This is a genomic window from Leuconostoc gelidum subsp. gelidum KCTC 3527 (assembly GCF_000166715.1).
In the GTDB taxonomy this organism is placed as follows: Bacteria; Bacillota; Bacilli; order Lactobacillales; family Lactobacillaceae; genus Leuconostoc; species Leuconostoc gelidum.
In genome coordinates this window covers 43,838-69,619 of sequence record NZ_AEMI01000002.1, presented here as the reverse complement: position 1 = coordinate 69,619, position 25,782 = coordinate 43,838, and the positions used below count along the sequence as shown (strand labels likewise).

Below are 25,782 nucleotides of genomic sequence, written 5' to 3'. Positions count from 1 at the left end.
TTATTTTGGTACATATAATGTCACAGGTAACATACTAAATTCGGTAGATACTTGGTTATCAATTTCATGAAATAAGGTATCAATTAGACGTTGGGCTGCTTGTCGGATTGGTTGAATAATTGTAGGTAAGTCTGGGTGAAGTAATTGCACAATTGGCGAACCATCATAACCAACGACAATAACATCTTCTGGGACACGAATCTTTGCATCTCTCAGAGCATTTTGCAATTGAATAGCCATAATATCATTATAGGCAAATATACCATCAATACTTTCGGCAATCACATAATTGACAATCATTTTAATATCATCTTTTGTTGAAATAGTGGTGGAATTACGATTTTGAGTTGCTAAATGACTATGTTCACTCACAGCATCTGCAAAGCCTTGATAGCGTTTGGTGGTTGGTGAATTAGAGTGATCGTCATCAGACAACATGAGTAATTTTTTAGCACCCTTTGATACAAGATACTCACCGAGTAGATAGCCACCACGGTAATTGTCTTCAGATACGATTGGAATATTGTCTGACAAATAACGATCATATGACACGATTGGTAAGAAAGTATCTTTATAGGTTGCAATGTCAAGATTATGTGAGGATGTGATAATGCCTTCAACTTGGTTTGCGGCTAACATTTGGAGATATTGTTGCTCTTTTTCAATGTTATTAGCACTTGTAGCAATAATAACTTTGTAGCCCTTTTCAAACAAAAGTTGCTCGATCTCATTCGTTAAGGCTGTAAAAAAGGGGTTTTGAATATTTGGAAAAATTAGTCCGATAAATTGTGATGATTTGCCTTGAAGTGAACGTGCCATCGCATTCGGTTGATAGCGTAATTCACGCATTGCAGCATGAACTTTATCAATTGTTTTTTTGCTAAGAGAACCATAATTGTTAATAACACGGGATACTGTTGTAACAGAAACGCCAGCTAGTTCAGCGACGTCATTTAATTTTGCAACCATTTTATAGGCCTCCAAGGGCAAAGAGAATATTCTCTTCATTTTCATTTTTGTGTTTATACAGCCTATTATACACTGTTTTTCAACGTATTTTTTAGTATATTTTAAATCGGTTAACGCTTGACAAATAAAAATGTAAGGTTTATTATTGTCCATGTAAGTTACAGTAATCACAAATGGAAAAAGGAGAATTATCATGGAAGCATTGGTACTAACAGGCATCAAATCATTAGAGTTACAAGATCTTCAACAACCAGAAGTAAAACCAAACGAGGTTAAAATCCATACAGCATTTGCAGGTATCTGTGGCACAGATCATGCTTTGTATGCTGGTTTGCCTGGTTCAGCACCTGCTGTACCGCCTATTGTTTTGGGACACGAAAATTCAGGTGTTGTTGCTGAAATTGGATCAGCAGTTACAAATGTTAAAGTTGGTGACCGCGTCACAGTAGACCCTAACATTTATTGTGGACAATGCAAATTCTGCCGTACAGGACGTCCAGAATTATGCGAAAACTTATCAGCTGTTGGTGTCACACGTGATGGTGGCTTTGAAGAATATTTCACAGCACCAGCCTCAGTCGTTTATCCAATTCCTGATAATGTGTCATTGAAGTCAGCAGCAGTTGTTGAACCTATCTCATGTGCTGTTCATGGTATTCAATTGCTCAAAGTAACGCCTTACCAAAAAGCTTTGGTTATTGGTGATGGCTTCATGGGTGAATTATTTGTTCAACTTTTGCAAGCATATGGTATTCACCAAGTTGACTTGGCTGGTATTGTTGATGAAAAACTTGCGATGAACAAAGAAAAGTTCGGTGCTAAAAACATATATAACACAATGAAGGGTGACAAGATTCCTGACGCAGAATATGATGTTGTCATTGAAGCTGTTGGTATGCCACAAACACAAGAAGCCGCTATTGAAGCAGCCGCGCGTGGTGGACAAGTTTTGATGTTTGGTGTTGGTGGACCTGATGCTAAATTTGAAATGAATACTTATGAAATTTTCCAAAAGCAATTGACAATTCAAGGATCATTTATCAATCCAAATGCGTTTGAAGATTCATTAGCTTTGTTATCATCTGGAAAATTGGATGTAGAATCTCTTATGTCTCATGAATTAGATTACAAGACTGTTGATGACTTCGTGAACGGTAAGCTTGGCGTTGTTTCAAAAGCTGTTGTGAAGGTTGGCGGAGAAGAGGCATAAAAATATGACCGCTAAAAACGTAACAATTAAAGCGACCAGTAATTCAGGTCGTACGCTTACGATTGGCGCTTCCTTATCATATTTTATCTTTTCTTTGATAATCAACGCGGCTGGTAATGTTCTAACAGTTGTTACCAGTCAAAAAATTCATCCAACTTTTTTAGGGTCAGCGTATTGGACTGCTGCACAGGCAGGATTCAATAAAGCAGCTTTTGGTGGGAATAGTGCCAGTTTAGGTTGGATATTCTTTGTTGTAGGTGTATTGACAGCTATTTTAAATGTTTTTTTGCAAGGCCACTTTAATTGGCGCAAATTTGTTGGGAATGTTGCTTTCATGGTGCCTTTCTCACTATTAATTAGTTTTTTTGCTGATATGTTTTCAAGAGTACTACCAGATGCACATAGTGTTGCTATGACGATAGGTTATACTGCTTTGAATTTTATTGGTGTCATTATGATTGCATTGGCAATATCAATTTATCAACGTGTTAATTTGATATTGCATCCAGCAGACGATTTGATGCAGATTCTACGATTTAAATATTTTAAGGGCTCTGCAGCAAAAGCTATGTGGGCATCTTATATTCCGCCCACAATCATTGGTATTATTGCTATCTTTATGCTACCTGACTTTTCAAATTATGGGTTAGGAACAATATTTGCTTTCCTATTTCAGGGTGGTATAACGGGTTTGGGAGACAGATTTGTATTTCCTAGGCTAAAGCATCAAGGTATTTGATTAAAGAGTGGAGACTAACAATATTCAGCCTCTATGAACGTAAATTATAGGAGGAGTGTCACATGTCATTTTCAGATTATTATTCAGGTGTACAACATATTGGTATCCCAACAAAAAACTTAGAAATTGCTGAGAGCTTTTGGACAAAATTAGGTTTTAAAAAGGCTGGTGATTTTCCAGTAGGTAATGTTATCTTTATGCAACGTGACAATCTAGTGATTGAAACATGGCAACAAGATGAAGTTGCTGGCAAGCCAGGCGCCATTAATCATATTTCTATGGATACAACAAACGCTGATAAAGCATTTGTTGCAGCAAAAGCAGAAGGTTTTAAGTTGATTGATACTGAAGTACAACACTTAGCTTTTTGGGAAAAAGGTATTAAATTCTTTAACATAGAAGGCCCAGATGCTGTTATTGTTGAATTTTGTGAGATTGTTAAGTAATAGATTGTGAAATGAACCTCTTTAGATAACACATTGCGTTTTGGTGTGTTGTCTAAAGAGGTTTTTTACTTGCTGTGATTTTGTTTTAGCAGCTTATAGAAAAAATGGTCAACTGTAAATTAAAGGGTTAGCATAAAGTTCATAAAAAATGCTGTTGAGCGCTTGACATACAGTGTTCAAATCGATTAAACTAGATATGTAAGCGCTTTATATATGTTTTAAAAGTAAAATTTACATGTTAATTCAAAATAAAGCGATATAAGTTCACATCGTCATTTAGTTAGCGGTGTTTTAACTTTAGTCGAATAAGTGGCGACGATAGTTAAATGCCATGTGAATTTGGAAAAGTGCAGAGGAAAAGAGAAAAATCATGGGATTATTAGGAGCAATTGAAGCAGGTGGCACAAAGTTTGTTGTTGCTGTTGCTGATGAGAATTATAACGTTGTTGAACGCACTGCGTTTCCAACACTAGATGGTGAGAAAACATTAGATCAAGTGATTGCATTTTTTGATAAATTTGAGAATATCGATGCAATTGGGATTGCAGCATTTGGACCTATTGATATTGTTAAAGGATCACAAACATATGGTTATGTGTTAGACACACCAAAGCGTGGCTGGTCAGGTTATGATTTTCTTGGTCGTATGAAAGCATGGCGTGATATTCCCTTCTTTTGGACGACTGATGTTAATGGTGCTGGTTGGGCTGAATTTGAAACAGGTGCAGCAAAAGATGTCCAAAATATGGTTTATTTGACTGTTGGTACAGGCATTGGTGCTGGTATTGTTTCAAATGGGCATCTTCTAAGTGGCTATGGGCATCCAGAAGCTGGACATATTTTCTTACAAAAACATCCAGAAGATAAGTATGCAGGGCATTGCCCATTCCATGGTGATAACTGTTTGGAAGGATTGGCTGCTGGACCAGCAATTGAAGAACGTTGGGGAATCAGTGCTAAAGAAATTCCTGACGATGATATTGCTTGGAAAATTGAAGCTTACTATATTGCACAGGCAGCATTGGACTATACGATGATTTTACGCCCTGAAAAAATTATTTTGGGTGGGGGTGTCCCACATCGAGACATTTTGTTCCCATTGATTCGTGAAAGCTTCTCTGAACAGATGAGTGACTATCTTGAAGTGCCTGATTTAGATGATTATATTGTCCCAGTAGCAAATGGGGACAACGCTGGTATTTTAGGTTGCTTCTATCTCGCTAAAACATTACTTTAATTTGCTTACTTTTTGTTAATGACGGTATTCTATGTTATTATTAACACATAATAATTTCGAGGATAAAAAATGACAAAATTAGCAGAACATACAGAAGATTTACTCTGTCAGAATTTTACTAGTACTTTTCAAATTCTTGGGCGTAAGTGGAATGGTTTAATCATTGAAACATTGTTAATTAGCGGTCCCAAACGTTTTTTAGAGATTTCACGCGCTATTCCAGTTTGTTCTGATCGCGTATTAGTTGAGCGCTTAAAAGAATTAGAAGCGGAACACTTGATAAACCGGGTGACTTATGAAGATTCTAGTTTAATTGAGTACAAGCTAACACCAGCTGGTGAAGCAATGAGACCAATGATGGCGGCTGTACACGAATGGTCTGATAAATATAATAATGTGACGCAAACAAAAAATAACGACACGGATAGTATTGCGTGATATACTAATAGTATGCGGTTTGTTATGTTGTAATTGGACGTAACGCAATGATAATTAATTATAAATAGAAATGATTATTTTTTTAATTAAATGCACGGTGAATGACCTAGTAGTTGTATTCTTAACAAAAGCGAGTGATATATTTTCGGTGAAAGTATCATAGTGGAGAATATAACGAATTTCAGTCAGGAGTGTTTGACTTAATCGTCAACGTTTGGCCATGTTACAGTCATTAAAGCTGGTGCAAATCAGGAATTTGGGTGGTACCACGGTAGTTAACGTCCCATGTTGTCTTTTAGACAGCATGGGACGTTTTTATTAGCGGGATGGTAATGTTTATTTGCTCAAAAGCAAATAAACTTATATTCAGAATTGAAAGGATATATTTATGAGCTTAATTGAAGATCTAACAACACTAAAAACAGAAGCGGTTGAACGTATTAATGCCACAGGAGCAGATATTGAATCATTGCGAGTGAGCTTGTTAGGTAAAAAAGGTCAACTAACTGCTTTATTAAAAGGCATGAAAGACGTGTTGCCGGCAGAGCGTAAAACAGTTGGTGAAATTGGTAATGATGTTCGTCAAACAATTACGGCTATGTTGGCTCAAAAAAAAGCAACCGAGGAAGCTGCTAAATTAAATGCGCAATTAACTTCAGAGACGGTAGATGTCACCTTGCCTGGCAGTGTCCATAAAGTTGGTCAACCGCATGTTTTACAACAAATTATTGATGAAATTGAGCAACATTTTTTAGGACTTGGCTTTGAAATCATTGACGATACGGTTGATTCACCCGAAGTTGAAACAGATGAGTATAATTTTGAACGAGAAAACTTGCCAAAAGATCATCCAGCGCGTGATATGCAAGACACATTTTATATTACACCTGGAATATTGCTTCGAACACAAACGTCGCCTGTGCAGTCACGTTCTCTAGAAAAACATGATTTTTCAAAAGGACCTTTAAAAATGATTGCACCAGGAAAAGTCTATCGCCGAGACACAGATGACGCGACACATTCACATCAATTTCATCAGGTTGAAGGTATGGTTGTTGGCGAAAATATTACGATGGCTGATCTAAAGGGCACTTTATTATCTATCATGCAGGAATTGTTTGGCGAAAAACACCAAATTCGTATGCGGCCTTCTTATTTTCCGTTTACAGAGCCTTCTGTTGAAGTAGATGTGTCATGGAATGAAGTCACACCAGATACGAAACCAGAAGATATTGAATGGATTGAAGTACTAGGAGCTGGCATGACGCATCCGAATGTGTTACGAATGGACGGCATTGATCCAGAAAAATACTCAGCGTTTGCTTTTGGTTTAGGACCAGATCGCTTTGCCATGTTGAAATATGGTGTTGATGATATTCGCCAATTCTACTTAAATGATGTCCGCTTTTTGTCACAATTCAATCGAAAGGGTAATTAAGTATGAAAACGAGTTTGAAATGGTTAAATGAATATTTAAATAACAGCATTGATTTGAATGCTGATGCTGTTGCAGATTTAGCAGAACATGTCGAACGAACAAGTGTCGAAATTTCTGAGGTAACGACTTTAGCTAGACAACAAGACGGACTGGTTGTTGCAAGAGTTGTATCAGTTATACCACATCCAGATTCAGATCATATGGTCATAACACAAGTAGATATTGGAGAATCGACGTTAACTAAAGTAGTTACCGGGGCGCCAAATGTTGCTGAAGGGCAACTAGTGGTGTTAGCAAAAGTTGGGGCACACATTATTAATCGTGAAACAGGTGAATTAAACGTGTTAAAACCTGTCAAACTTCGCGGTGAAGATTCTAATGGCATGTTGGTGGCTTTGCAGGAAATAGGATTTGACAGTAAAATTGCACCAAAAGATTTTGAAACGGGCATATATGTATTTAATAATAGTGAACATGTTAATCCTGGTGATGATGCGATGAGCGTTTTGGGCATGACAGAGCCTGTTTTGGACACTGATTTAACGCCAAATCGTGCCGATATGTTGTCAATGATTGGGACAGCTTATGAGTTTGGAGCCATGCTTAAACAGTCAGTGACAATACCGGATTTTGATTTAGTAGAATATGAAACACCTGCAAGTGATCAAATATCTGTCATGATTCACGATGATAACTTGGCGTCTAAATATGCCGTGCGTGTTGTTAATCACGTCAAGATTGGTGATTCGCCACTTTGGCTGCAAAAAAGATTGTGGAATGCTGGCATGCGCCCAATCAATAATGTAGTTGATATTACTAATTATATGATGCTGATGTATGGGCAACCGCTACACGCATTTGATTTAGACAAACTAAACGGCCAAAAATTGCATGTTCGTCGTGCTGAAAAAAATGAAGAGTTAGTGACGTTAGATGGTCAAAAACGTGATTTGCGTTTTGGTGAAGACATTATCATTGCAACGGATGAAGAGGTTTTGATGTTGGCTGGTGTTATGGGCGGATTAAATTCGGAAGTTGACGAAAATACGAAAAATATTGTGTTAGAGGGTGCTATTTTTAATCCGAGTTTGGTACGTGCCACAGCACGCAGACATAATTTACATTCGGAAGCATCGGCACGCTTTGAACGTGGCGTGAATTGGGATGCTACATTTACTGCGTTAGACCATGCTGCCAGTTTAGCGGATGATATTGCTGATGGGCAAGTTGCTCGTGGACGTGTGACTGCTACCGATACTAAGCGTGATAATATTGTGCTATCATTAACCGCTGAACGTGTGAATCAAATATTAGGCACTCAGTTAACGTTAGAAAACATTGCGCTATTTTTCAAACAATTAGCATTTGAGTATACAAATGATGGCATTAGTCTTCATGTAACACTACCAGCACGACGAGCAGATATGAGTATAGAAGCAGATTTAATCGAAGAAATTGCACGATTGTATGGCTATGATAATTTGCCGGTGACACTGCCTTATGGCCTTACAACACCTGGCAAACTGACATTGCAACAACGACAAATAAGAGCAAGTCGTCGGATTATGGAAAGTTTAGGCTTAAATCAAGCTATCTCTTATGCCTTGACAACGCCTTTGAAATCACAACAATTTGCTGAAGATCGTACAGCAAAAGTTGTGGCTTTAGATTATCCAATGAGTTCTGATCGAACGACTGCACGCCAAAATTTATTAGCAGGTTTGCTAGAAGATGTGGTTTATAATGTCAATCATTCTGTCCATGATATTGCACTTTATGAGCAAGGTCGTGTATTTATTGCTAAGGATAATAATGATGAATTACCGATCGAAATTGAACATGTTGCTGGTGTTTTAACTGGTAATTATGAAACGTCATCTTGGCAACATTTAAAAAAGGCACGTGCTGTTGATTTCTATGACATTAAAGGCATTGTGGCAGCTTATTTGGACCAAATTGGCGTTGAAAATGTACGATATATTGCAACGGATCGACATAGCAATATGCATCCTGGTCAAACAGCGGATATTTATACGGCAGATGTGTATCTTGGATTTGTTGGTCAAATTCATCCACTACTCACTAAATCACAAAAAATGGCGTCAGTCTTCGGATTTGAGTTGAATTTATTTGCCGTGATGGCTGCGGCTAAAAGTGACGTGCAATACAATAAAATTTCACGCTTTCCACAAATGAGTCGTGACGCAGCTTTGTTGGTGGACGAATCAGTTCAACATGCAGTGATTGAGACAGTTATTCGTAGTGCTGCGGGTAGTAAACTAGTTGATGTCACGTTGTTTGATGTTTATACAGGCGAAAATTTACCGCATGGTAAACGATCATTGGCATATAGTTTAACTTATCAAGATAATGATGAGACATTAGTTGAAGCAGAGGTTAACTCAGACTTTGAGCGCGTAACAGATGCCTTAGTAAAGCAACTTAATGTGGAAGTGCGTTGAGTTATTTTCTAATTTAATTTGAGTTTAGTCTAATTTCACGGTATAATTGAATTTGGACTATAACTTTTACAAGGAAAATTCATGGCTAAAATAATTGTACACGGTGGCAAACGCCTCCATGGTGAGGTCACAATCGGTGGCGCAAAAAATTCAACAGTTGCACTCATTCCAGCTGCTATTTTGGCTGACACACCTGTCAAATTTGATACGGTACCGCAAATTCTCGATGTCAAAAATTTACAATTGATTTTGAATGCGATGAATGTTCATTCAGTTTTTGCAAATGGTAATTTGGATATTGATCCAACGCAAATTCGAGAAAGTGAGCTACCAAGTGGTGCGATTAAGTCTCTTCGCGCATCATATTACTTTATGGGTGCTTTGCTTGGACGTTTTAATCGTGCGACAGTCACATTTCCTGGTGGTGATAATTTAGGTAGACGGCCAATAGATCAACATATCAAAGGCTTTGAAGCACTTGGGGCAACTGTTACTGAAAGTAATGATATTATTCATATTGATGCGACTGCTCATGGATTGATTGGCGCTCGAATTGCTTTAGATACAGTATCAGTTGGGGCCACAATTAATATTATTTTAGCTGCAGTACGGGCTAAAGGCCAAACTGTGATTGAAAATGCAGCACGCGAACCGGAAATTATTGATATTGCAACTTTTTTAAATAATATGGGTGCTAACGTTCGTGGTGCTGGAACAGATACAATTCGTATTGCAGGTGTTCCTAGTTTAAAGGCAAAGAACACACATACAGTTATTCCAGATCGAATCGAGGCAGGTACATACATGAGCATGGCTGCGGCTTTTGGTGATGGCGTAACAATTAAAAATGTGATTCCAGAACATTTGGAATCATATACGTCAAAGTTAATAGAAATGGGTGTTAACCTGGATATTGGCGAAGATATGATCCACGTTTATAAATCAGATGATTTGAAACCAGTAGCTATTAAAACAATGCCTTATCCAGGTTTTGCAACAGATTTACAACAACCAATAACACCACTATTATTGATGGCGAGTGGTGAAAGTACAATTCAGGATACAATTTACCCAAAGCGCGTCAAGCATATTGCTGAGCTACGACGGATGGGTGGAGACATTGATTCTGAAAAACCAGGTCAAATTAGAATTAATTACTCGCCTCGTCTTGTAGGTACAGATGTTCAAGCAGCTGAGATTCGAGCAGGTGCTGCGTTGATCATTGCAGCTATTATGGCTGAGGGTGAAACAGTTATTAACGATGCAGACCATATTTTACGTGGTTATGATCGTATTCAAGATAAACTGACGCACTTAGGTGCTGAAGTTTCAATTGAAGGCATTGATTTAATTAATCTTATGCCTTAGTGTAAAGATAATTAACATTAATTATCAGTACAGTAGATTGTTGCAATTTGATTATTAACATGCTAGAATATACTAGTTATAGACTGACTCTGGTACAGAAGTATCAGGGCGCTAAGGAGAAATTACCATGCAAGCAGAAATCCATCCCAAGTACCAACCAGTTGTTTTTCTTGATGCAACAACAGGTAAGAAGTTTTTATCAGCTTCTACTGTGACATCAAATGATACAACCGATTTTGAAGGTACAGAATACCCAGTTATCCGTATGGATATCACATCAGATTCACATCCATTTTACACAGGTAAGCAAAAGTTTACACAAGCGGATGGTGCAGTCGACAAGTTCAACAAGAAGTTTGCTGGATTTGGCTTCAAGAACAACGAAGACAAGTAAGTCATTGTTCTTAATAAAAGCGTTCACTTTAGTGAACGCTTTTATTTTTTAAATTATAATTCTAAGAAGGGAAAATATCTGGTGACAATTAAGTTAGCGACTATGCGAAATTGCATCGTGTTGTCGCAAAAAAATTAATCACGATATATTGATATTATGGCTCGAACAATTCTCCCGGTGAAGTTGCATGAAAAAATAACAGTAATAATTGATGATATACGTATTGATGGTATGGGAATTGTCTATGTAACACCGACATATCCGCTATATATTGCTGATGCAATTCCAGGTGAAAAAGTATTTTTAGAAGTGATCCAAGTAGATAAATTTTCTGGTTATGCTAAGGTTATTGAAATTATTGAGGCATCAAATAAACGTCAAAACAGTCATCGCCAATATTTAATTGCAGCTGGTACTGCACCACTTGTGAATTTGAAATATGATGCACAACTTGAGTTAAAACAAGCTCAAATTAAAAAACTGTTCCAAGATAAAAACATAACAGTGACAGTTGAACCCACGATTGGCATGCACAACCCAACCTATTATCGTAATAAGACAATTGTGCCAGTTAAGTGGCAGGGAGGCCATTTGACGAGTGGATTTTATCGTCGTGGAAGCCACGAATTAGTACCTATGACAGATTATTTTGTGAATGATCAAGCCATTGACCAAGCCATTATTAAAGTGCGTCAGGTGTTGGAAAATTATAAAATTACTGCCTTTGATCCCGATTTTGAAAAAGGAACTATCAGGTATATTATGATTAGGCGTGGCTATTATTCGCATGAATTAATGGTCGTGCTCGTATCAAACGAGAGTGCTCTTAATTTCGAAAAAGAAATTGTTAAGGATATTGTGGCACAGTTACCTGAAATTAAAAGTTTGTTATTTAATTTTAGTCCAAAGAAAGATTTTGTTCTATTGAGCCCAAACAATAGAACACTTTGGGGAGAGGACGCTATTCATGACACCTTACTGGGTTATGATTTTATTATTGGACCGAATTCGTTTTATCAAGTGAACCCACAGACAACGGAAGTGTTGTATGATTTGGCTGCAAAAAAAGCTGCTCTCAAACCAACAGACCTTGTCATTGATGCCTATTCAGGAATTGGTACGATTGGCATAACAATTGCTAATCGAGTTCGTCAGGTTATTGGCGTTGAAGTAATCCCTGGTGCAGTAGCAGATGCGCAAATTAATATGCGTGCAAATAATATCAATAATGCTGACTATATCCTTGCTGATGCACCAAAACAGTTTGCAAAATGGCAGTCGGAACGTTTGCAACCAAACGTTGTGTTTGTCGATCCACCACGGCGAGGATTAACTCGTGAATTAATTCAAGCAACAACCAAAATGGGACCGGATAAATTTGTCTATATTAGTTGTAATTCGGTAACGTTAGTGCGTGATGCGACTGAGATTATTCAAAATGGGTACCATATTGATGGTCCTATTGTCCCAGTTGATCAATTTCCGCAAACATCTCATATTGAGAGCATTACAATATTCAAGAAAAATTCTTGAGGTAATGACTATAAAGAAAAAAATTATTTGTTAGCAGATACACGACTACTAACGATCAATGAATAATTTATTGTTAACTAGATCCACAAGATACTTTTATTTTGGAGAACAAATGAACTATGAAATTACAGAAGTTGGCAACATATTAAAAGCGCCAACACAGGGAACTGGGCTAATAACCGGTGTAGCGTTTAACTCTCAACAGGTAACGACAGGTGACTTATTTGTCGCATTGGTTATGGATAATGATGGACACAACTATATTCAAAATGCACTAGACAATGGCGCTGTCGCAGTATTAGTTGACAATAAACATGTCATAAATACGGAAATACCGGCAATTATAGTCGATGACACACTAATCGCATTACAACAGTTGGGAGAACATCAGCGCAACCAAATTAACCCGACAGTCATTGCCATCACTGGTTCTAATGGTAAAACCACAACAAAAGATATGCTGTTTTCAATTATGGCGACAACATACCGAACATTTAAGACACCAGAAAACTTCAATAATGAAATAGGCGTACCAATGACACTACTCATGATGTCAGAAGACACGGAAGTTTTAGTGGTTGAGTTAGGGATGGATCGTCCAGGACAGTTAGCCATTTTGTCTCGTTTAGTCAAACCAGATGTCGCTGTGATTACTATGATTGGTGAAGCACATATTGAATTTTTTAAAACACGTGCTAATATTGCACGTGCAAAGTTAGAAATTGTTAGTGGCTTGAAAAGTGATGGGGTATTATTCATTCCATTTGACGAGCCGTTACTGACAGAGGCAATAGTGCAACAAAAAGTCATTCTGTTTGGACAAGGCGTAAACAACATAAAAGCGTTTTCAGATCACACAATGTTTGTTTATCAAAATACTCAGTTTGCAATTCCTTTAATTGGTGGGTATAATATTATGAATGCGCTCGCAGCAATTTCAGCGGGTATCTTATTACATATTGACTTAAAAAAAGTCGCAAAAGCGCTACAAACATTTGATTTGACTAAAAATCGCACAGAAAGGCTCGTTACAGCTCGTGGTGTCGTTTTGATTAGTGATGTGTACAATTCAAATCCAACGGCAGTGGCAGCAGTTTTGGCGACATTGAAAGCAATACCAGCACCACACAAATATGTGGTGCTGGGTGATATGTTAGAATTAGGTGATCAAGCAAATAAATTGCATGCTAATTTAGGACAAAAGGTATTGGATTCAGGTGTTGACGGTATTTATTTAGTTGGTCCATTATTGAATAAAAATATGGCGCCAATTATACAAGCACATATTGATTCAGTAGATTTTCATCAATATGAAACAGATCAACTAGACCGATTATGTTTAGATTTACAAGATCTAGGCGAAAAAGGGGATGTGATTTTGTTAAAGGCAAGTCATGGCATACATCTTGAAATCGTTGTTAACGCATTAATGAAATAAGTTTTTTATTGGATTGGGGATGCAATAATGAAACGTACACAGCATTATCGCATGAAAAATCAACTATGGAGACGTGTTTTTGTAGTCATATTAATTGTCATTATTTTGTGTATCTGCAGCTTATATTTGGTACAACATAAGCCAGCGAATTTGAAACCCGAGCCAAAAGCAGTGAGACACACAGATAAAGCAGCATCTGAGAGTGTCATCAAAAACTTAAACCAAAATGTTCTTTTGAAAAACAACAATTTGGCGGTTAGTTTTAATACACAATTAAGGGATTCAGGTTTTATTGGTACGGCTTTGGTGGTTCAGCATAATCATGTAATTTTACAACAAGGTTTTGGCTATGCTGATAAAAAGAAAAATCGATTGAATGATGCACAATCGCTGTACCAAATTGCGTCAATTCAAAAAGGCTTTACTGCGACCTTAATTATGCAACAGATTCATGCAGGAAAATTGCACCTTAATACGTTATTGAGTCAATATTATCCAAACATACCTGATGCTAATAAAGTGACAATCAAAGAAATGCTTACAATGACCAGCGGGCTAACAGAAAAAATGGATGCTAAGGTATTTACTACGGAGGCTGAAAATGTTGCTTTTGATGCTGAACATACAACAGTTTTAAGTTCGCCCAAGTGGTCATATCAAGCAATTAATTATCGCTTATTGTCTGGTATTCTGATGCAAATTACACATAAAAGTTATTCGGATTTGTTCAATGAAACTTTCAACAAAAAGTATCATTTGGAAGTGTCAGATTATAAAGATTTTATGACAAATCAACATCGTACAATTGGTTATAAAAATGCCGATTATAGCCAATTAGCACCAGAAAATCCATTATCTTACGCTTTTGAAACTGGTACTGGAAATATGGCTATGTCTGCTGGGAATTTGTATACTTTTTATCGTTTGTTAACTGATCATGTGATGCTAAATGAAAATTCATTGAACATGATGTGGCAGCATCCCATAACTAGTCGCTATGCAGCTGGCATGTATCATTATGATGAGTACAATACTGGACATGGTTTTAAAGTAGGGTTTGAGCCAACAATCATACTGACAAAAAATGGTCAAGATGCTGTGATCTTGATGAGTAACGAAAATGCAATAGGGAAAAGCTGGCAACCGTTAGCTAAGCAATTGTTTGCACAAATGACAGCAATCAAAATTATAAAATAGTTTTGACCGCTTACGCGCCAAAGAGCGCAGAGGAGAAAAATTTTGAAGTTTAGTGAATTAGGTTTATCACAAGATATTTTAGATGCGATTACAACGCATGGTTACGTGGAAGCAACACCAATACAAGAAAAGACAATTCCGTTAACACTTGCCGGTAAAGATGTTATCGGGCAAGCACAAACAGGAACTGGTAAAACAGCTGCTTTTGGTTTGCCAATATTGGAACATATTGATTTAGATAATAAAAACATTCAAGCATTGATTGTATCACCAACACGTGAATTGGCTATTCAAACAGCTGAAGAATTAAAAAAATTAGGCCATGATAAGCATGTCGACGTTCAAGTCGTTTTTGGTGGTGCAGATATTCGCCGTCAAATTCAAAATTTAAAGTCACACCCACAAATTTTAGTTGGCACACCCGGTCGTTTGCTTGATCATATCAACCGCAAGACTGTTAAGATTGAACATGTTAAAACATTAGTTTTGGATGAAGCTGACGAAATGTTGAACATGGGATTCTTAGAAGATATTGAATCAATCATTAAAAACACACCTGCTGAACGTCAGACATTATTGTTCTCAGCAACAATGCCACCAGCAATTAAGCGTATTGGTGTCAAGTTTATGACGAATCCAGAACATATTCAAATTGAGGCCAAGGAATTAACAACAGACTTGGTTGACCAGTATTTTGTTCGCATGCGTGAAAATGAAAAGTTTGACACAATGACGCGTATCTTTGATGTGCAAGCACCAAAGTTGGCGATTGTCTTTGGTCGCACAAAGCGTCGCGTTGAAGAATTAGCACGTGGCCTAGAAGCACGTGGTTACCATGCTTCTGGTTTGCACGGTGATTTGACACAACAAATGCGTTCGCGTGTTTTGGCACAATTTAAGTCACATGAAATTAATATCTTAGTTGCGACAGATGTTGCTGCTCGTGGTTTGGATGTTAAAGATGTGTCTCACGTTTATAATTTTGATATTCCACAAGATCCAGAATCTTATGTACACCGTATTGGTCGTACTGGTCGTGCCGGTGCTGAAGGTGTATCTGTAACATTCGTTTCACCCAACGAAATGGACTACTTGCGTGCTGTTGAAGATCTAACAAAGAAACGTATGACAGCCTTGGAACCTGCTTCATTACAAGACGCACGTGTTGGGAAAATTAAAAATGCAGCTGGTGAAGTTAGTAAAATTGTTGATGCAGCTAATGCCAAAGAGATTCAATCAGAAGTTGATAAGTTAACAGCACAGTATTCATCTGAACAATTGGCTGCTGCATTGTTATCATCAGTTGCTGATCTAGAAAAGCAAAATACGCCAGTTGAAATTACTCGTGAACGACCACTACCAAGACGTCGCGGTAATGGTGGCGGTTCACGTAATAGTGGTGGCAGCCGTGGTGGTGATCGTCGACGTGGTAACAACGGTGGTGGTGGTTATCGTGGTAACCGCGATAACAGAAGTGGTAATGGCGATTCACGTTCTAGTAATGGTGCAGGACAACGACGTGAATCATCACGTGACGGTGGTTCAGGATCAAACGGTGAACGTCGTTTCGGCGATTACAAGCGTCGTGATGGCCGCTCAACAGAACGTCGAAATAATGGCGGTGGGGCACCGCGTCAACGTCGTGAATTTACAGTACGCGAAAAAGATTAATCAGTAAAAAACGTATATTCTGGTGCTTATTAGAAAAATGCGATAGTGATAATTTGTTAACAAATTATGATAGTTTAAATACACACGATGAAACCGTCCAAACAACATTTGGATGGTTTTTCATTGTTTAAACATGGAGACTAAAAATGAAAACAATTGCAGAGGCCATTAACTTTATACATAGTCGGCCAAAAGGTGGTCGGAAAGAATCCATGGACCGCATGTATGCGTTACTTAAATCATTAGGAAATCCACAAGATAAGCTGCCACCTGCAATACATGTGACGGGAACAAATGGTAAAGGTTCTGTAGCTACTATGACAAGTAATATTTTACGTGTGGCTGGGTACAAAACCGGTTTGTTTGTTTCTCCTTATATTATTGATTTTCGTGAACGTATTCAAATTAATAATGAATTAATTTCTGAAGCACATTTAGTATCTATCACAAAACAAATCGCTGAAATTTTAAAAAAAGTAGATACGCAATTGGCACCTGATATACCGACAGAGTTTGAAGTATTGACAGCAGTGATGTTTACTTATTTTGCACAGCAAAAATTAGACGCATTAGTTATTGAGGTCGGTATTGGTGGGCAATTAGACTCAACTAATGTCATGCCAAATGCAAGAGTAGCTGTAATTACAAGTATTGGCTTAGATCATCAAGCATTATTGGGTAAGACAATTGAAGAAATTGCATGGCAAAAAGCCGGTATTATTCATAATAATATGTCGGTTGTCATTGGTAATTTACCTGAAAATGCATGTCGAGTGATTGCTGATCGCGCAAAAGTATCTTTGATTCAAGGATCACTTAACGTCTTCGATCAAGGGTTGCCGGGTAAATATCAAATTCAAAATACTGCGACTGCGGTGGCAGCTGTCGAGGCTTTTGATAGAAATATTAAAATCAGTGATATTCAACAGGGATTAAGAGAAAGTCATTTTGCTGCACGTTTTGAATTAATTAAGCCGGACGTGATGATTGATGGTGCTCACAATGCTCAAGGTTTAAAAGAACTTTATCAAGCACTCAATACGCCTTTATATCAAACAATGACTATGACGTTAATTATTGGTAGCTTAATCGATAAAAACGTCGTATCGGCTTTTGATGATATTTTAAAAAACAAGCGTTTCCAGATTGTTTTGGTACCTTTTGCTGGCCCAAATGGCCGCCACAGTTTAGATATCGAAACTGTGGCACAAAAGTATGGCGTTGAAGTAGCTGATAATTGGCATGAAGCATATCATCAGCATCATACAGATATGATCATTTTTACTGGTTCTTTATATTTTGTTAGTGAGGTACGAGGAGAGATATGCCAAAATTAGAGGGGAAATTATCAACACGGTTAATACTTAGTGTCGTGGCGATAGGTTTATTGGGATTTTCTGATATCATGCTGGAAACAGCGTTGAATGTCAGCTTTCCACTGTTAATGACAGAATTTGAGGTGACATCCAGCACAGTACAATGGCTGACATCTGGCGTTATTTTACTGACGAGTATGGTAGTTATTTTATCGCCATGGTTAAAACAGCGTTTTACAAATAGAAGCCAATTTATGGTGGCAACAGTGATTTCGATTGTTGGCGTGCTAATTGATGCTGTGAGTAGTAATTTTGGATTGACATTGTTTGGTAGATTATTGCAAGGTATCGGCGGTGGCGTGGGCATGCCCCTTATGTATAATGTGATTTTTGAACAAGTACCCGAAAACAAACGCGGTACAATGGTTGGCATAGGATCGCTAATTATTTCGTTTGCACCAGCAATTGGGCCAGCTTTTGGTGGTTATTTAACGCAGAATTTTGGTTGGCGTACCGTCTTTTGGGTTGTTTTACCCGTTCAAATAGGGTCGCTGATTATTGGTTGGTTTACTATTAAGCAAGTGTCTCGTTTAACAAAAGAAAAATTAGATTTGGTTGGTTGGCTATTGCTCAGTACATTCTTTGTTGCTGGCATTTTTGTTATTGAACGTATTAGTTCGCACGGTGTGACAAATATGACGAGTGTGGCTTTACTTTTGATGATGTTTGGTGGCATTGGCGGTTATCTGCTTTATGCACCACATGTTGTTAATCCGTTGTTGAATCCAAATATTTTCAAATTCAAAATATTTTCGTTAAGTATCACTGCTTCATTTATAACGCAAATTGTTAATTTAACATTTAATTATGCATTACCAATGACAATACAAATGGTATTATTTCAAAATTCACAAGTTGCAGGTCTGACCCTGTTACCTGGAGCATTAGGTTATGCTTTAATGGCGATTATATCAGGCCGACTTTATGACCGCTATGGTGCAAGATTACCAATAATGATCGGATTAGTCCTGATTCTTATTGGTACAATGATGATGGCAGTGTTGCCAATTAGTTTATATGGCATGCTATTTAGTTTTTTGGTTATTCAACTCGGCGCTGGATTCTGGTTTGGTAATAATATGACCTATGCAATCAGTCATGTACCAACTGATTATCAAAGTGCAGGCAATTCGATTTTTACAGCCACAAATAATTATTCAGCAGCAGTTGGTATTGCTTTAGCTGCAGGTATCATTTCAATTTTCCAAAAGCATGCGAATTCAGCCGACCAACTAATTACAGCCACTCACTTAGGGGCGACTTGGTTATTTAGAATAGATGTTTTTTTAATTGTGTTAGCAGCAATTTTTTCTGTTCGTGTTTTGACAATTGTGAACAAAAAAGGTTAATTACGTATCATCTCTTAGAGGTGAACAATGGCTTTAAATGAACAAATAAAAAATTTTTATACAGTACTTGGTCAGAATGGAAAAGACGCATTAAAAGAATTACGACGTCACTTTCCAAATGATTATAATTTGAATGAAATGACACATGATGCTGCAGAGGATTTTATTGCTCAAAATCCAACACAAAATAAAGCATTACTTATTGGCGTAGATATTGGAAAACATATCGCAATGGCAACACGTCCTAAACTTTTGAGCGCTAAATTTTCAGAGGAGATTGGGTATTACGCACAACGACAAATTGGTCATTTACCTCAAGAACAATTGTGTGTTGCTTTGCTTGATGCACAGTTGAGTGTTATTGGGTGGGAGACCATTTTTGTTGGTAGTTTAACGCATGTTCAGGCTTCACCACGCGAGATTTTTCAACGTGCTTTGCATGCCAATGCGCTTGGATTTATGATTGTTCATAATCATCCTAGTGGTAATCTGAAACCATCCGATGCTGATGTGCAATTTAGTCAAAGATTAAAGTTGCTTGGAGAACAAATGACAGTACCGATGTTAGATTCGTTTATAGTCACGCGTGATAGTTATTGGAGTATGTCGGAAAATGCGCAATTAAAAATTATTGTATAAAAAATCGCGTGTCAAAGGGTTTTGCTATTATTTTTGGTAAAATCTTTTTTTGTGTCGATAAAACTGGTAAAATAGAATGGATTGAAATTGCTTAATAAACGAGGATAAAATGACAAATAAAAAACCGGCAGTATGGTACGAACACCTTCATACTGAAAAACATACAGGCGCACGGCGTGGTCGTATTCATACGCCACATGGTACCTTTGAAACACCAATGTTTATGCCTGTTGGCACACAAGGAGCAGTGAAGGGTGTAGGCACACGTGAACTAAAAGATATTGGATCACAATTCATTTTAAGTAATACTTATCATTTGTGGGTACGTCCAGGAGATGAACTGATAGCTCAAGCTGGTGGATTACATCAGTATATGGGTTGGGATCAAGCTATTTTGACAGACTCGGGTGGTTTTCAAGTTTTTTCATTGTCGGATGCTCGTAAGTTACAAGAAGAAGGTGTGACTTTTCAAAATCATGTGAATGGTGATAAAATGTTTTTGTCACCTGAAGTGGCTATGCGAATACAAAATAATTTAGGTTCGGACGTCATGATGCAACTTGACGAGGCCATTCCTTACTTTGAAAGTTATGACTATATTAAGGAGTCAATGCAGCGTTCACTTCGCTGGGCAGAACGCGCGCAAGTAGCTCATAAAAAAACAGATTCTCAGGGATTATTTGGTATTGTTCAGGGGGCAGGATTTAAGGCATTACGTACAGAATCAGCGAACGGCTTAGTAGGAATGGATTTGCCAGGATATGCAGTTGGTGGCCTTTCAGTTGGCGAATCAAAGCTAGAAATGAACCGAGTATTGGATTTCACCATGCCATTATTACCGGAAGACAAACCACGTTATCTCATGGGTGTTGCTGCACCGGATTCTTTGATAGACGGGGTTATACGAGGCGTGGACATGTTTGACTCAGTGTTGCCAACACGTATTGCCCGTAAAGGAACACTAATGACACGTCGTGGCCGTGTGGTTATTAAAAATTCAAAGTATAAAAATGACTTTACACCTTTAGATCCGGATTTAAGTTATTATTCAGCCAACCCAATTCGAACAAATCAATTTGGTAATCAAAGGCAGTTTGATAATCCAAATTACAATCCATTTCAAAATTTGACACGCTCCTACTTACATCATTTATTTAACGCAAATGAACTTTTAGGCGCACAGTTAGCATCACAACATAATTTACGTTATTTGTTACAATTTATGGAAGACATGCGAACAGCGATTGAAAATGACGAATTATTAGCATTTAGAGCAACCGTTATGGAAGAATATGGTTATAATAAGCCAAATGCGCGTTTATTTTAAAAAAAAGACGCAGAGTTTGATATAATTAATATATAGTGTGATTAGTAAACAGTTCACACAGTTAAGAAAGTAGGAAATACTAATATGAATTTGAGTTTGATTTTCCCGGTTATTCTAATTGTTGGTATGTTTTGGTTTATGAACCGTCAGCAAAAGAAGCAACGTGCAACACAAGAAGCACGTCAAAATAGCTTAGAAAAGGGATCAGAAATTGTAACAATTGGTGGTTTGCATGCAGTTGTTAGTAGCGTAGATACTGCTAACAAAACGGTTGATTTAGATGCTGAGGGTGTGATTCTGACATTTGATATGGCAGCTATTCGAACAATTAAGCCAAAAGTTGAAACGCCTGAAGCAAAGATAGCTGTTGAAGATTTGAAGCCCTCTGAAGATGCTACTGAAAAAATTACGGTTGATTCTGATAAGCCTTCAGAAAAATAAGCAGTATAATGAAGAGAGCAGACTGCTCTCTTTTTTTGGATGGTAATATAAAAATGATAACAAAATCAGTAATCATGGATGATAACACTAAAATTGTGTATGATGAATACGGTCAATTAAATCATCAAACGTTATTTTTATTACACGGTAATGGTAGTTCAGCGCGATATTTTCGTCGTCAAATAACACAATACGAAACATTATTTCATGTGATAGCCATTGATACACGTGGCCATGGTCGATCTTCTAATGCAAAAGACAGCATTAACATAACTGATATTATATTGGACATTAATACTTTACGTTTAAAACTGGGTGTTAGTCACATTTTTTTGTTGGGTTATAGTGATGGCGCAAATATTGCAATTAAATATGCAACACTTTATCCTAAAAATGTCACGAGAATGGTACTTAATGCACCTAATGTATCAAAAGATGGTGTTTATAAGGTGCTTTGGTTTGTTGATGATATGGCACAATTTTTCACTGGCCTTCTTGCGTACGTCAGTACTTACGCAAGAAGGCGTCATGCACAATTGCATGTTATGAGTCAATCATTGGAAATCACATCAACAGATTTGGCTTTTGTAAAAGCACCCACACTGATAGTGATTGGTGAATTTGATTTAGTTAAAAAAAATCACATCGATTATATTGCGCAGGCGATACAAAACTCAGAAATTATGATTATACAACGACATAGCCATTTTGTAACATATACCAATCCAAAAAAATTCAGTCAACTCGTCATGCCATTTTTACTTAAGGGGATAGTCAATGACAAAGATTAAACATATTTTATCACGACTAATTGTGCCAACGACAACAATTATTCTAGTCATGCAGTTAATTTTTATGACACGCGAGATTACCTGGCGAATGATTATGTCAACAATTAATGACGTGGCTTGGTGGCAGGCTGCGTTATTGATAGTATTTGGCTTTTTATCTGTTTTAGTTACCACGTTCAATGATACTATTTTGGCAAAATGGCAAAATTATCGTCTTGGAAAAGTTGAATTATATCAACGTGCATGGTTAATTAATGTTTTTAATATAAATGCTGGTTTTGCAGGTACTGTTAGTGTGCTTTTAAGACGAATACTTTTTTTTGACCAAAGTAAACCAAATCAATTAAAACCTTATTTTCAAATGTATGTATTAAGTTTGACGGGGTTACTATTGACAAGTGTTTGCGCGTTTTTAGCACTATTTTTAAAAATCATTCCGACATTTGATGATATCATGGTATGGTTAGCTACAATTTTAATTATAACTAGTATTATTGTTACGATATCATTTATTCCTAAATTACATTTATGGCTGGGTATGAAGCGCGCGATTGCAAAGAAATTTATAGGAATCTCGTGTTTAGCCTTGCTATTGCAAATGGGCTTGTTTGTCATTACTGGTATTACGATTGGGGTATCGTCAATTCAAGTTAGCACGATGATGTTCTTGTTTGTTATTGCGAGCACGATTGCCTTTGTATCAATGACACCCGGAAGTTGGGGATCATTTGATGTCGCTATGTTACTCTTACTATCAAATGTTGACGTGTCTCAAGATAGGGCAGTAGTCTGGTTGATATTATACCGTGTTTTTTATAATATACTACCATTGTTCAGTGCACTAGGGTTATTTTTTTATAGATTATCACGTAAATTAAATGTAGACTATCGTGGTGTACCTCACTATGTAGCGGGAATAGTAACACATCGCATCATTGCTGTAACATTATATTTATTGGGCTTTCTACTAGTGTTGTCTGGTACAATGCCAGATGTTGCTCAAAAAGTTATGGGCCTAAATCGCTTATTGCTTTTACCAAGTGTTTATGCAATTGCTAATCAATTGCCAAATATTATATTAGGTTTTCTATTGTTAATTAGTGCACGTGGGGTAGCTAATCAAGTGATTCGTGCCTATAAATCGACAATTTTAGTGTTAGTTTTAGTTGTTATTTACACATTAATTAGTTATCAATATATCGCACCAGTGATTTTCGTTACTGTCTTATTAATTGCGTTTATTCTGAGTAAAAAAACATTATATCGTCAGCAGTTTATTCATTCTTGGGAACAACAAGTAGTTGATGGTATGATCTGGGGGACCTTAATTGTAAGCTACCTATTATTAGGTGTTATTCATGCACCGTTTGTCCAAAACCATTTTCATAATTTGAACCATACAGGCATTATGCCATCATTACATTGGTGGATTATGGGGGTGGCAGTTATTCTAGTGGTATCAGTGTTTAGTGTCTTATTACTACGATATCTACATGCACATCAGCAGCAACTTGGTTGTATTTTTGATGAGGAACGGTTAAATAACATTTTAACCGTTGGAGACACGCATTATACAAATCTGGCATTTCTTGGTGACAAACGATTGTACTATTATCAGGTCAATAATCAAGATGTGTTGGCCGTGCAATTTAGAGTTATTAATAATAAAGCTATGGTGATGGGAGATCCATTTGGTGATGCTAGTTACTACGCTGAGGGCATGCAACAATTTGTAGAGGATGCTGATATATTAGGATACATGCCAGTGTTTTATGAAGTGAGTGAACGTATTGCCATGTTGGCACATGAATTTGGATATGATTTTTTTAAACTTGGTGAGGAAGCACACGTGGCACTTGACCAATTTTCAACATCTGGTAAAAAGATGCAAAATATACGTTCAGTCATGCATCAAGCAACGCGTGGTGGTTTTGAGTTTAGAGTATTACAACCGCCTTTTAGTCAAGATATCATGATGCAGTTGCGTACAATTAGTGATGAATGGCTCGCAGGTCGAGAAGAAAAAGGTTATTCGTTAGGCTTTTATGACGATCAATATATCCAACGATATCCAATTGCTATTTTAGAAAAAAATAGTCATATTGAAGCCTACGCGACACTCGTAACATCACATACAGAGCAGCAGATGGCGGTCGACTTGATGCGCTTTACCAAAAAATCACCAAATGGTGTGATGGATGTTTTGTTTGTTAATACAATTGCTTATGCTAAAGCGCAAGGTTTAATGACACTTAATCTTGGCATGTCACCATTGGCAAATGTCGGACAGCACCGTCAAAGTTTTGGGCGAGAACGCCTAGCTAATTTGGTTTATCAATTTGGATCCAAGGTGTATTCATTTGAAGGTTTACATCATTATAAGAGTAAATTTACAAAAAAATGGGTGCCGATGTATATTGCCTACTCTAGAAAATCATGGATTTTGATGGTCATGATTGGCTTGTTGAAAATTGATAACAAGGGAGTTAAACGTGCACCTGAGATAAAAGTCGTGTATGATAAAGATAACAATTTTTAAATACGAGGAGGGAAAGTATATATTAGCCGTTTAATCTCGTGAAGATGCGGTTGGTTATATATGATAATTGACTATGACAATGCATGAATTTTTTATGGGGATGACCCAATTAGAATTAATTAATCGCGCGCCAGGATTTTTTAAGTATCAGCCACATAATGTCGCAGCACATTCCTGGAAAGTAGCCCAAGTAGCCCAGTTTTTAGCAGACGTTGAAGAACAAAATGGCGCGACCATTAATTGGCAACTGGTCTATGAGAAGGCTTTGAATCATGATTACACTGAGCGTTTCATTGGTGATATTAAAACACCAGTCAAATATGCAACGTCTACTTTACGATCTATGCTAGCGGATGTAGAAGATTCAATGACGGAAAATTTTATTAAAACTGAAATACCACGTCAATTTCAATCGGTTTATATGCGACGTCTAGGGGAAGGAAAGGATGACAGTATTGAGGGACGAATTTTGTCTATCTCTGATAAAGTAGATTTGATGTATGAAGCATATGGTGAATTAGAGAAATTTAATCCTGAACCTGTGTTTGTTAATATTTTCCAGAGTAGTTTAGAAGCATTAGCTGAATTTCAAGATATGGCGAGTGTTAAATATATTGCGACAGACATTTTACCAGATATTTTTGAGGAAAATTTTATCAGTAAAAACCAATTATACGATTTGGCTAAAAGCTTGTTGCCAGATTTTGCCGCTTCTCAAAAATAACCGAAATGTTGAGTTGAAAATTAAAACAGTGATTGTATATCAACGTATAAGTTAGT

At 37.2% G+C, this 25,782-nt stretch carries 22 protein-coding genes; 21 read left to right on the top strand and 1 reads right to left on the bottom strand.

Annotated elements, in window-relative coordinates; genetic code table 11:
- On the bottom strand, positions 1 to 969 hold the full coding sequence (locus EUI_RS0100585) for a LacI family DNA-binding transcriptional regulator (RefSeq protein WP_010015355.1): 969 nt from the start codon (positions 967 to 969) through the stop codon (positions 1 to 3).
- A gap of 193 nt (positions 970 to 1,162) precedes the next feature.
- Between EUI_RS0100585 and EUI_RS0100580 the strand changes: the two genes are divergently transcribed.
- The 21 genes from EUI_RS0100580 (at position 1,163) to EUI_RS0100480 (ending at position 25,726) form a co-directional block, all read left to right on the top strand.
- On the top strand, positions 1,163 to 2,179 hold the full coding sequence (locus EUI_RS0100580; RefSeq protein WP_010015354.1) for a zinc-dependent alcohol dehydrogenase family protein: 1,017 nt from the start codon (positions 1,163 to 1,165) through the stop codon (positions 2,177 to 2,179).
- 4 nt (positions 2,180 to 2,183) lie between these two features.
- Positions 2,184 to 2,918 carry a hypothetical protein gene (locus EUI_RS0100575; RefSeq protein WP_010015353.1) on the top strand — a complete coding sequence of 245 codons (735 nt, stop codon included), beginning with the start codon at positions 2,184 to 2,186 and terminating at the stop codon, positions 2,916 to 2,918.
- A gap of 62 nt (positions 2,919 to 2,980) precedes the next feature.
- The gene (locus EUI_RS0100570) at positions 2,981 to 3,364 is read left to right on the top strand and encodes a VOC family protein (protein WP_010015351.1); all 384 of its coding nucleotides are present in this window, start codon (positions 2,981 to 2,983) and stop codon (positions 3,362 to 3,364) included.
- Positions 3,365 to 3,734: 370 nt separating this feature from the next.
- Positions 3,735 to 4,601, top strand: coding sequence for an ROK family protein (locus tag EUI_RS0100565; RefSeq protein WP_010015349.1), 867 nt, complete (start codon positions 3,735 to 3,737; stop codon positions 4,599 to 4,601).
- Between the two features lie 69 nt (positions 4,602 to 4,670).
- A complete protein-coding gene (locus EUI_RS0100560) occupies positions 4,671 to 5,039 on the top strand; it encodes a winged helix-turn-helix transcriptional regulator (RefSeq protein ID WP_010015348.1) in 369 nt (122 codons plus the stop codon).
- Positions 5,040 to 5,427: 388 nt separating this feature from the next.
- A complete protein-coding gene (gene pheS, locus EUI_RS0100555) occupies positions 5,428 to 6,477 on the top strand; it encodes a phenylalanine--tRNA ligase subunit alpha (protein WP_010015347.1) in 1,050 nt (349 codons plus the stop codon).
- Between the two features lie 2 nt (positions 6,478 to 6,479).
- Complete coding sequence (gene pheT / locus EUI_RS0100550) at positions 6,480 to 8,939, top strand: phenylalanine--tRNA ligase subunit beta (RefSeq protein WP_010015346.1); 2,460 nt, start codon at positions 6,480 to 6,482, stop codon at positions 8,937 to 8,939.
- Positions 8,940 to 9,020: 81 nt separating this feature from the next.
- Entirely contained in the window at positions 9,021 to 10,307 is a 1,287-nt protein-coding gene (locus EUI_RS0100545) for a UDP-N-acetylglucosamine 1-carboxyvinyltransferase (RefSeq protein WP_010015345.1), read from the top strand.
- Positions 10,308 to 10,434: 127 nt separating this feature from the next.
- Positions 10,435 to 10,701: a type B 50S ribosomal protein L31 gene (locus EUI_RS0100540; RefSeq protein WP_010015344.1), complete on the top strand. Its 267-nt coding sequence runs from the start codon at positions 10,435 to 10,437 to the stop codon at positions 10,699 to 10,701.
- A 156-nt stretch (positions 10,702 to 10,857) separates the two neighbouring features.
- On the top strand, positions 10,858 to 12,234 hold the full coding sequence (gene rlmD / locus EUI_RS0100535) for a 23S rRNA (uracil(1939)-C(5))-methyltransferase RlmD (RefSeq protein WP_010015342.1): 1,377 nt from the start codon (positions 10,858 to 10,860) through the stop codon (positions 12,232 to 12,234).
- A gap of 112 nt (positions 12,235 to 12,346) precedes the next feature.
- Complete coding sequence (locus EUI_RS0100530) at positions 12,347 to 13,672, top strand: UDP-N-acetylmuramoyl-tripeptide--D-alanyl-D-alanine ligase (protein WP_010015340.1); 1,326 nt, start codon at positions 12,347 to 12,349, stop codon at positions 13,670 to 13,672.
- A gap of 27 nt (positions 13,673 to 13,699) precedes the next feature.
- Complete coding sequence (locus EUI_RS0100525; protein WP_010015339.1) at positions 13,700 to 14,869, top strand: serine hydrolase domain-containing protein; 1,170 nt, start codon at positions 13,700 to 13,702, stop codon at positions 14,867 to 14,869.
- 42 nt (positions 14,870 to 14,911) lie between these two features.
- The gene (locus EUI_RS0100520; RefSeq protein ID WP_010015338.1) at positions 14,912 to 16,540 is read left to right on the top strand and encodes a DEAD/DEAH box helicase; all 1,629 of its coding nucleotides are present in this window, start codon (positions 14,912 to 14,914) and stop codon (positions 16,538 to 16,540) included.
- Positions 16,541 to 16,686: 146 nt separating this feature from the next.
- Positions 16,687 to 17,877 carry a bifunctional folylpolyglutamate synthase/dihydrofolate synthase gene (locus EUI_RS0100515; protein ID WP_010015337.1) on the top strand — a complete coding sequence of 397 codons (1,191 nt, stop codon included), beginning with the start codon at positions 16,687 to 16,689 and terminating at the stop codon, positions 17,875 to 17,877.
- Entirely contained in the window at positions 17,865 to 19,265 is a 1,401-nt protein-coding gene (locus EUI_RS0100510) for an MFS transporter (RefSeq protein WP_010015336.1), read from the top strand. The genes EUI_RS0100515 and EUI_RS0100510 overlap by 13 nt, the downstream gene beginning before the upstream one ends.
- 27 nt (positions 19,266 to 19,292) lie before the next feature.
- A complete protein-coding gene (locus tag EUI_RS0100505) occupies positions 19,293 to 19,904 on the top strand; it encodes a JAB domain-containing protein (RefSeq protein ID WP_010015334.1) in 612 nt (203 codons plus the stop codon).
- Positions 19,905 to 20,013: 109 nt separating this feature from the next.
- Positions 20,014 to 21,231 (top strand): tRNA guanosine(34) transglycosylase Tgt, encoded by a 1,218-nt coding sequence (gene tgt / locus EUI_RS0100500; protein WP_010015332.1) that lies wholly within the window; start codon positions 20,014 to 20,016, stop codon positions 21,229 to 21,231.
- An 84-nt stretch (positions 21,232 to 21,315) separates the two neighbouring features.
- Positions 21,316 to 21,672 carry a preprotein translocase subunit YajC gene (yajC, locus tag EUI_RS0100495; RefSeq protein WP_010015331.1) on the top strand — a complete coding sequence of 119 codons (357 nt, stop codon included), beginning with the start codon at positions 21,316 to 21,318 and terminating at the stop codon, positions 21,670 to 21,672.
- A 53-nt stretch (positions 21,673 to 21,725) separates the two neighbouring features.
- On the top strand, positions 21,726 to 22,463 hold the full coding sequence (locus EUI_RS0100490; protein WP_010015330.1) for an alpha/beta fold hydrolase: 738 nt from the start codon (positions 21,726 to 21,728) through the stop codon (positions 22,461 to 22,463).
- Positions 22,450 to 25,002, top strand: a complete 2,553-nt coding sequence (gene mprF, locus EUI_RS0100485; RefSeq protein ID WP_010015329.1) for a bifunctional lysylphosphatidylglycerol flippase/synthetase MprF — start codon at positions 22,450 to 22,452, stop codon at positions 25,000 to 25,002. The genes EUI_RS0100490 and mprF overlap by 14 nt, the downstream gene beginning before the upstream one ends.
- Before the next feature lie 73 nt (positions 25,003 to 25,075).
- Positions 25,076 to 25,726: a YfbR-like 5'-deoxynucleotidase gene (locus EUI_RS0100480; protein WP_010015326.1), complete on the top strand. Its 651-nt coding sequence runs from the start codon at positions 25,076 to 25,078 to the stop codon at positions 25,724 to 25,726.
- Positions 25,727 to 25,782 lie beyond the last annotated feature (56 nt).

Coding starts and splice junctions, on each gene's coding strand:
- EUI_RS0100585 (WP_010015355.1), bottom strand. CDS start 969: ATGGTTGCAAAATTAAATGACGTCGCTGAACTAGCTGGCGTTTCTGTT.
- EUI_RS0100580 (WP_010015354.1), top strand. CDS start 1,163: ATGGAAGCATTGGTACTAACAGGCATCAAATCATTAGAGTTACAAGAT.
- EUI_RS0100575 (WP_010015353.1), top strand. CDS start 2,184: ATGACCGCTAAAAACGTAACAATTAAAGCGACCAGTAATTCAGGTCGT.
- EUI_RS0100570 (WP_010015351.1), top strand. CDS start 2,981: ATGTCATTTTCAGATTATTATTCAGGTGTACAACATATTGGTATCCCA.
- EUI_RS0100565 (WP_010015349.1), top strand. CDS start 3,735: ATGGGATTATTAGGAGCAATTGAAGCAGGTGGCACAAAGTTTGTTGTT.
- EUI_RS0100560 (WP_010015348.1), top strand. CDS start 4,671: ATGACAAAATTAGCAGAACATACAGAAGATTTACTCTGTCAGAATTTT.
- pheS (WP_010015347.1), top strand. CDS start 5,428: ATGAGCTTAATTGAAGATCTAACAACACTAAAAACAGAAGCGGTTGAA.
- pheT (WP_010015346.1), top strand. CDS start 6,480: ATGAAAACGAGTTTGAAATGGTTAAATGAATATTTAAATAACAGCATT.
- EUI_RS0100545 (WP_010015345.1), top strand. CDS start 9,021: ATGGCTAAAATAATTGTACACGGTGGCAAACGCCTCCATGGTGAGGTC.
- EUI_RS0100540 (WP_010015344.1), top strand. CDS start 10,435: ATGCAAGCAGAAATCCATCCCAAGTACCAACCAGTTGTTTTTCTTGAT.
- rlmD (WP_010015342.1), top strand. CDS start 10,858: ATGGCTCGAACAATTCTCCCGGTGAAGTTGCATGAAAAAATAACAGTA.
- EUI_RS0100530 (WP_010015340.1), top strand. CDS start 12,347: ATGAACTATGAAATTACAGAAGTTGGCAACATATTAAAAGCGCCAACA.
- EUI_RS0100525 (WP_010015339.1), top strand. CDS start 13,700: ATGAAACGTACACAGCATTATCGCATGAAAAATCAACTATGGAGACGT.
- EUI_RS0100515 (WP_010015337.1), top strand. CDS start 16,687: ATGAAAACAATTGCAGAGGCCATTAACTTTATACATAGTCGGCCAAAA.
- EUI_RS0100510 (WP_010015336.1), top strand. CDS start 17,865: ATGCCAAAATTAGAGGGGAAATTATCAACACGGTTAATACTTAGTGTC.
- EUI_RS0100505 (WP_010015334.1), top strand. CDS start 19,293: ATGGCTTTAAATGAACAAATAAAAAATTTTTATACAGTACTTGGTCAG.
- tgt (WP_010015332.1), top strand. CDS start 20,014: ATGACAAATAAAAAACCGGCAGTATGGTACGAACACCTTCATACTGAA.
- yajC (WP_010015331.1), top strand. CDS start 21,316: ATGAATTTGAGTTTGATTTTCCCGGTTATTCTAATTGTTGGTATGTTT.
- EUI_RS0100490 (WP_010015330.1), top strand. CDS start 21,726: ATGATAACAAAATCAGTAATCATGGATGATAACACTAAAATTGTGTAT.
- mprF (WP_010015329.1), top strand. CDS start 22,450: ATGACAAAGATTAAACATATTTTATCACGACTAATTGTGCCAACGACA.
- EUI_RS0100480 (WP_010015326.1), top strand. CDS start 25,076: ATGACAATGCATGAATTTTTTATGGGGATGACCCAATTAGAATTAATT.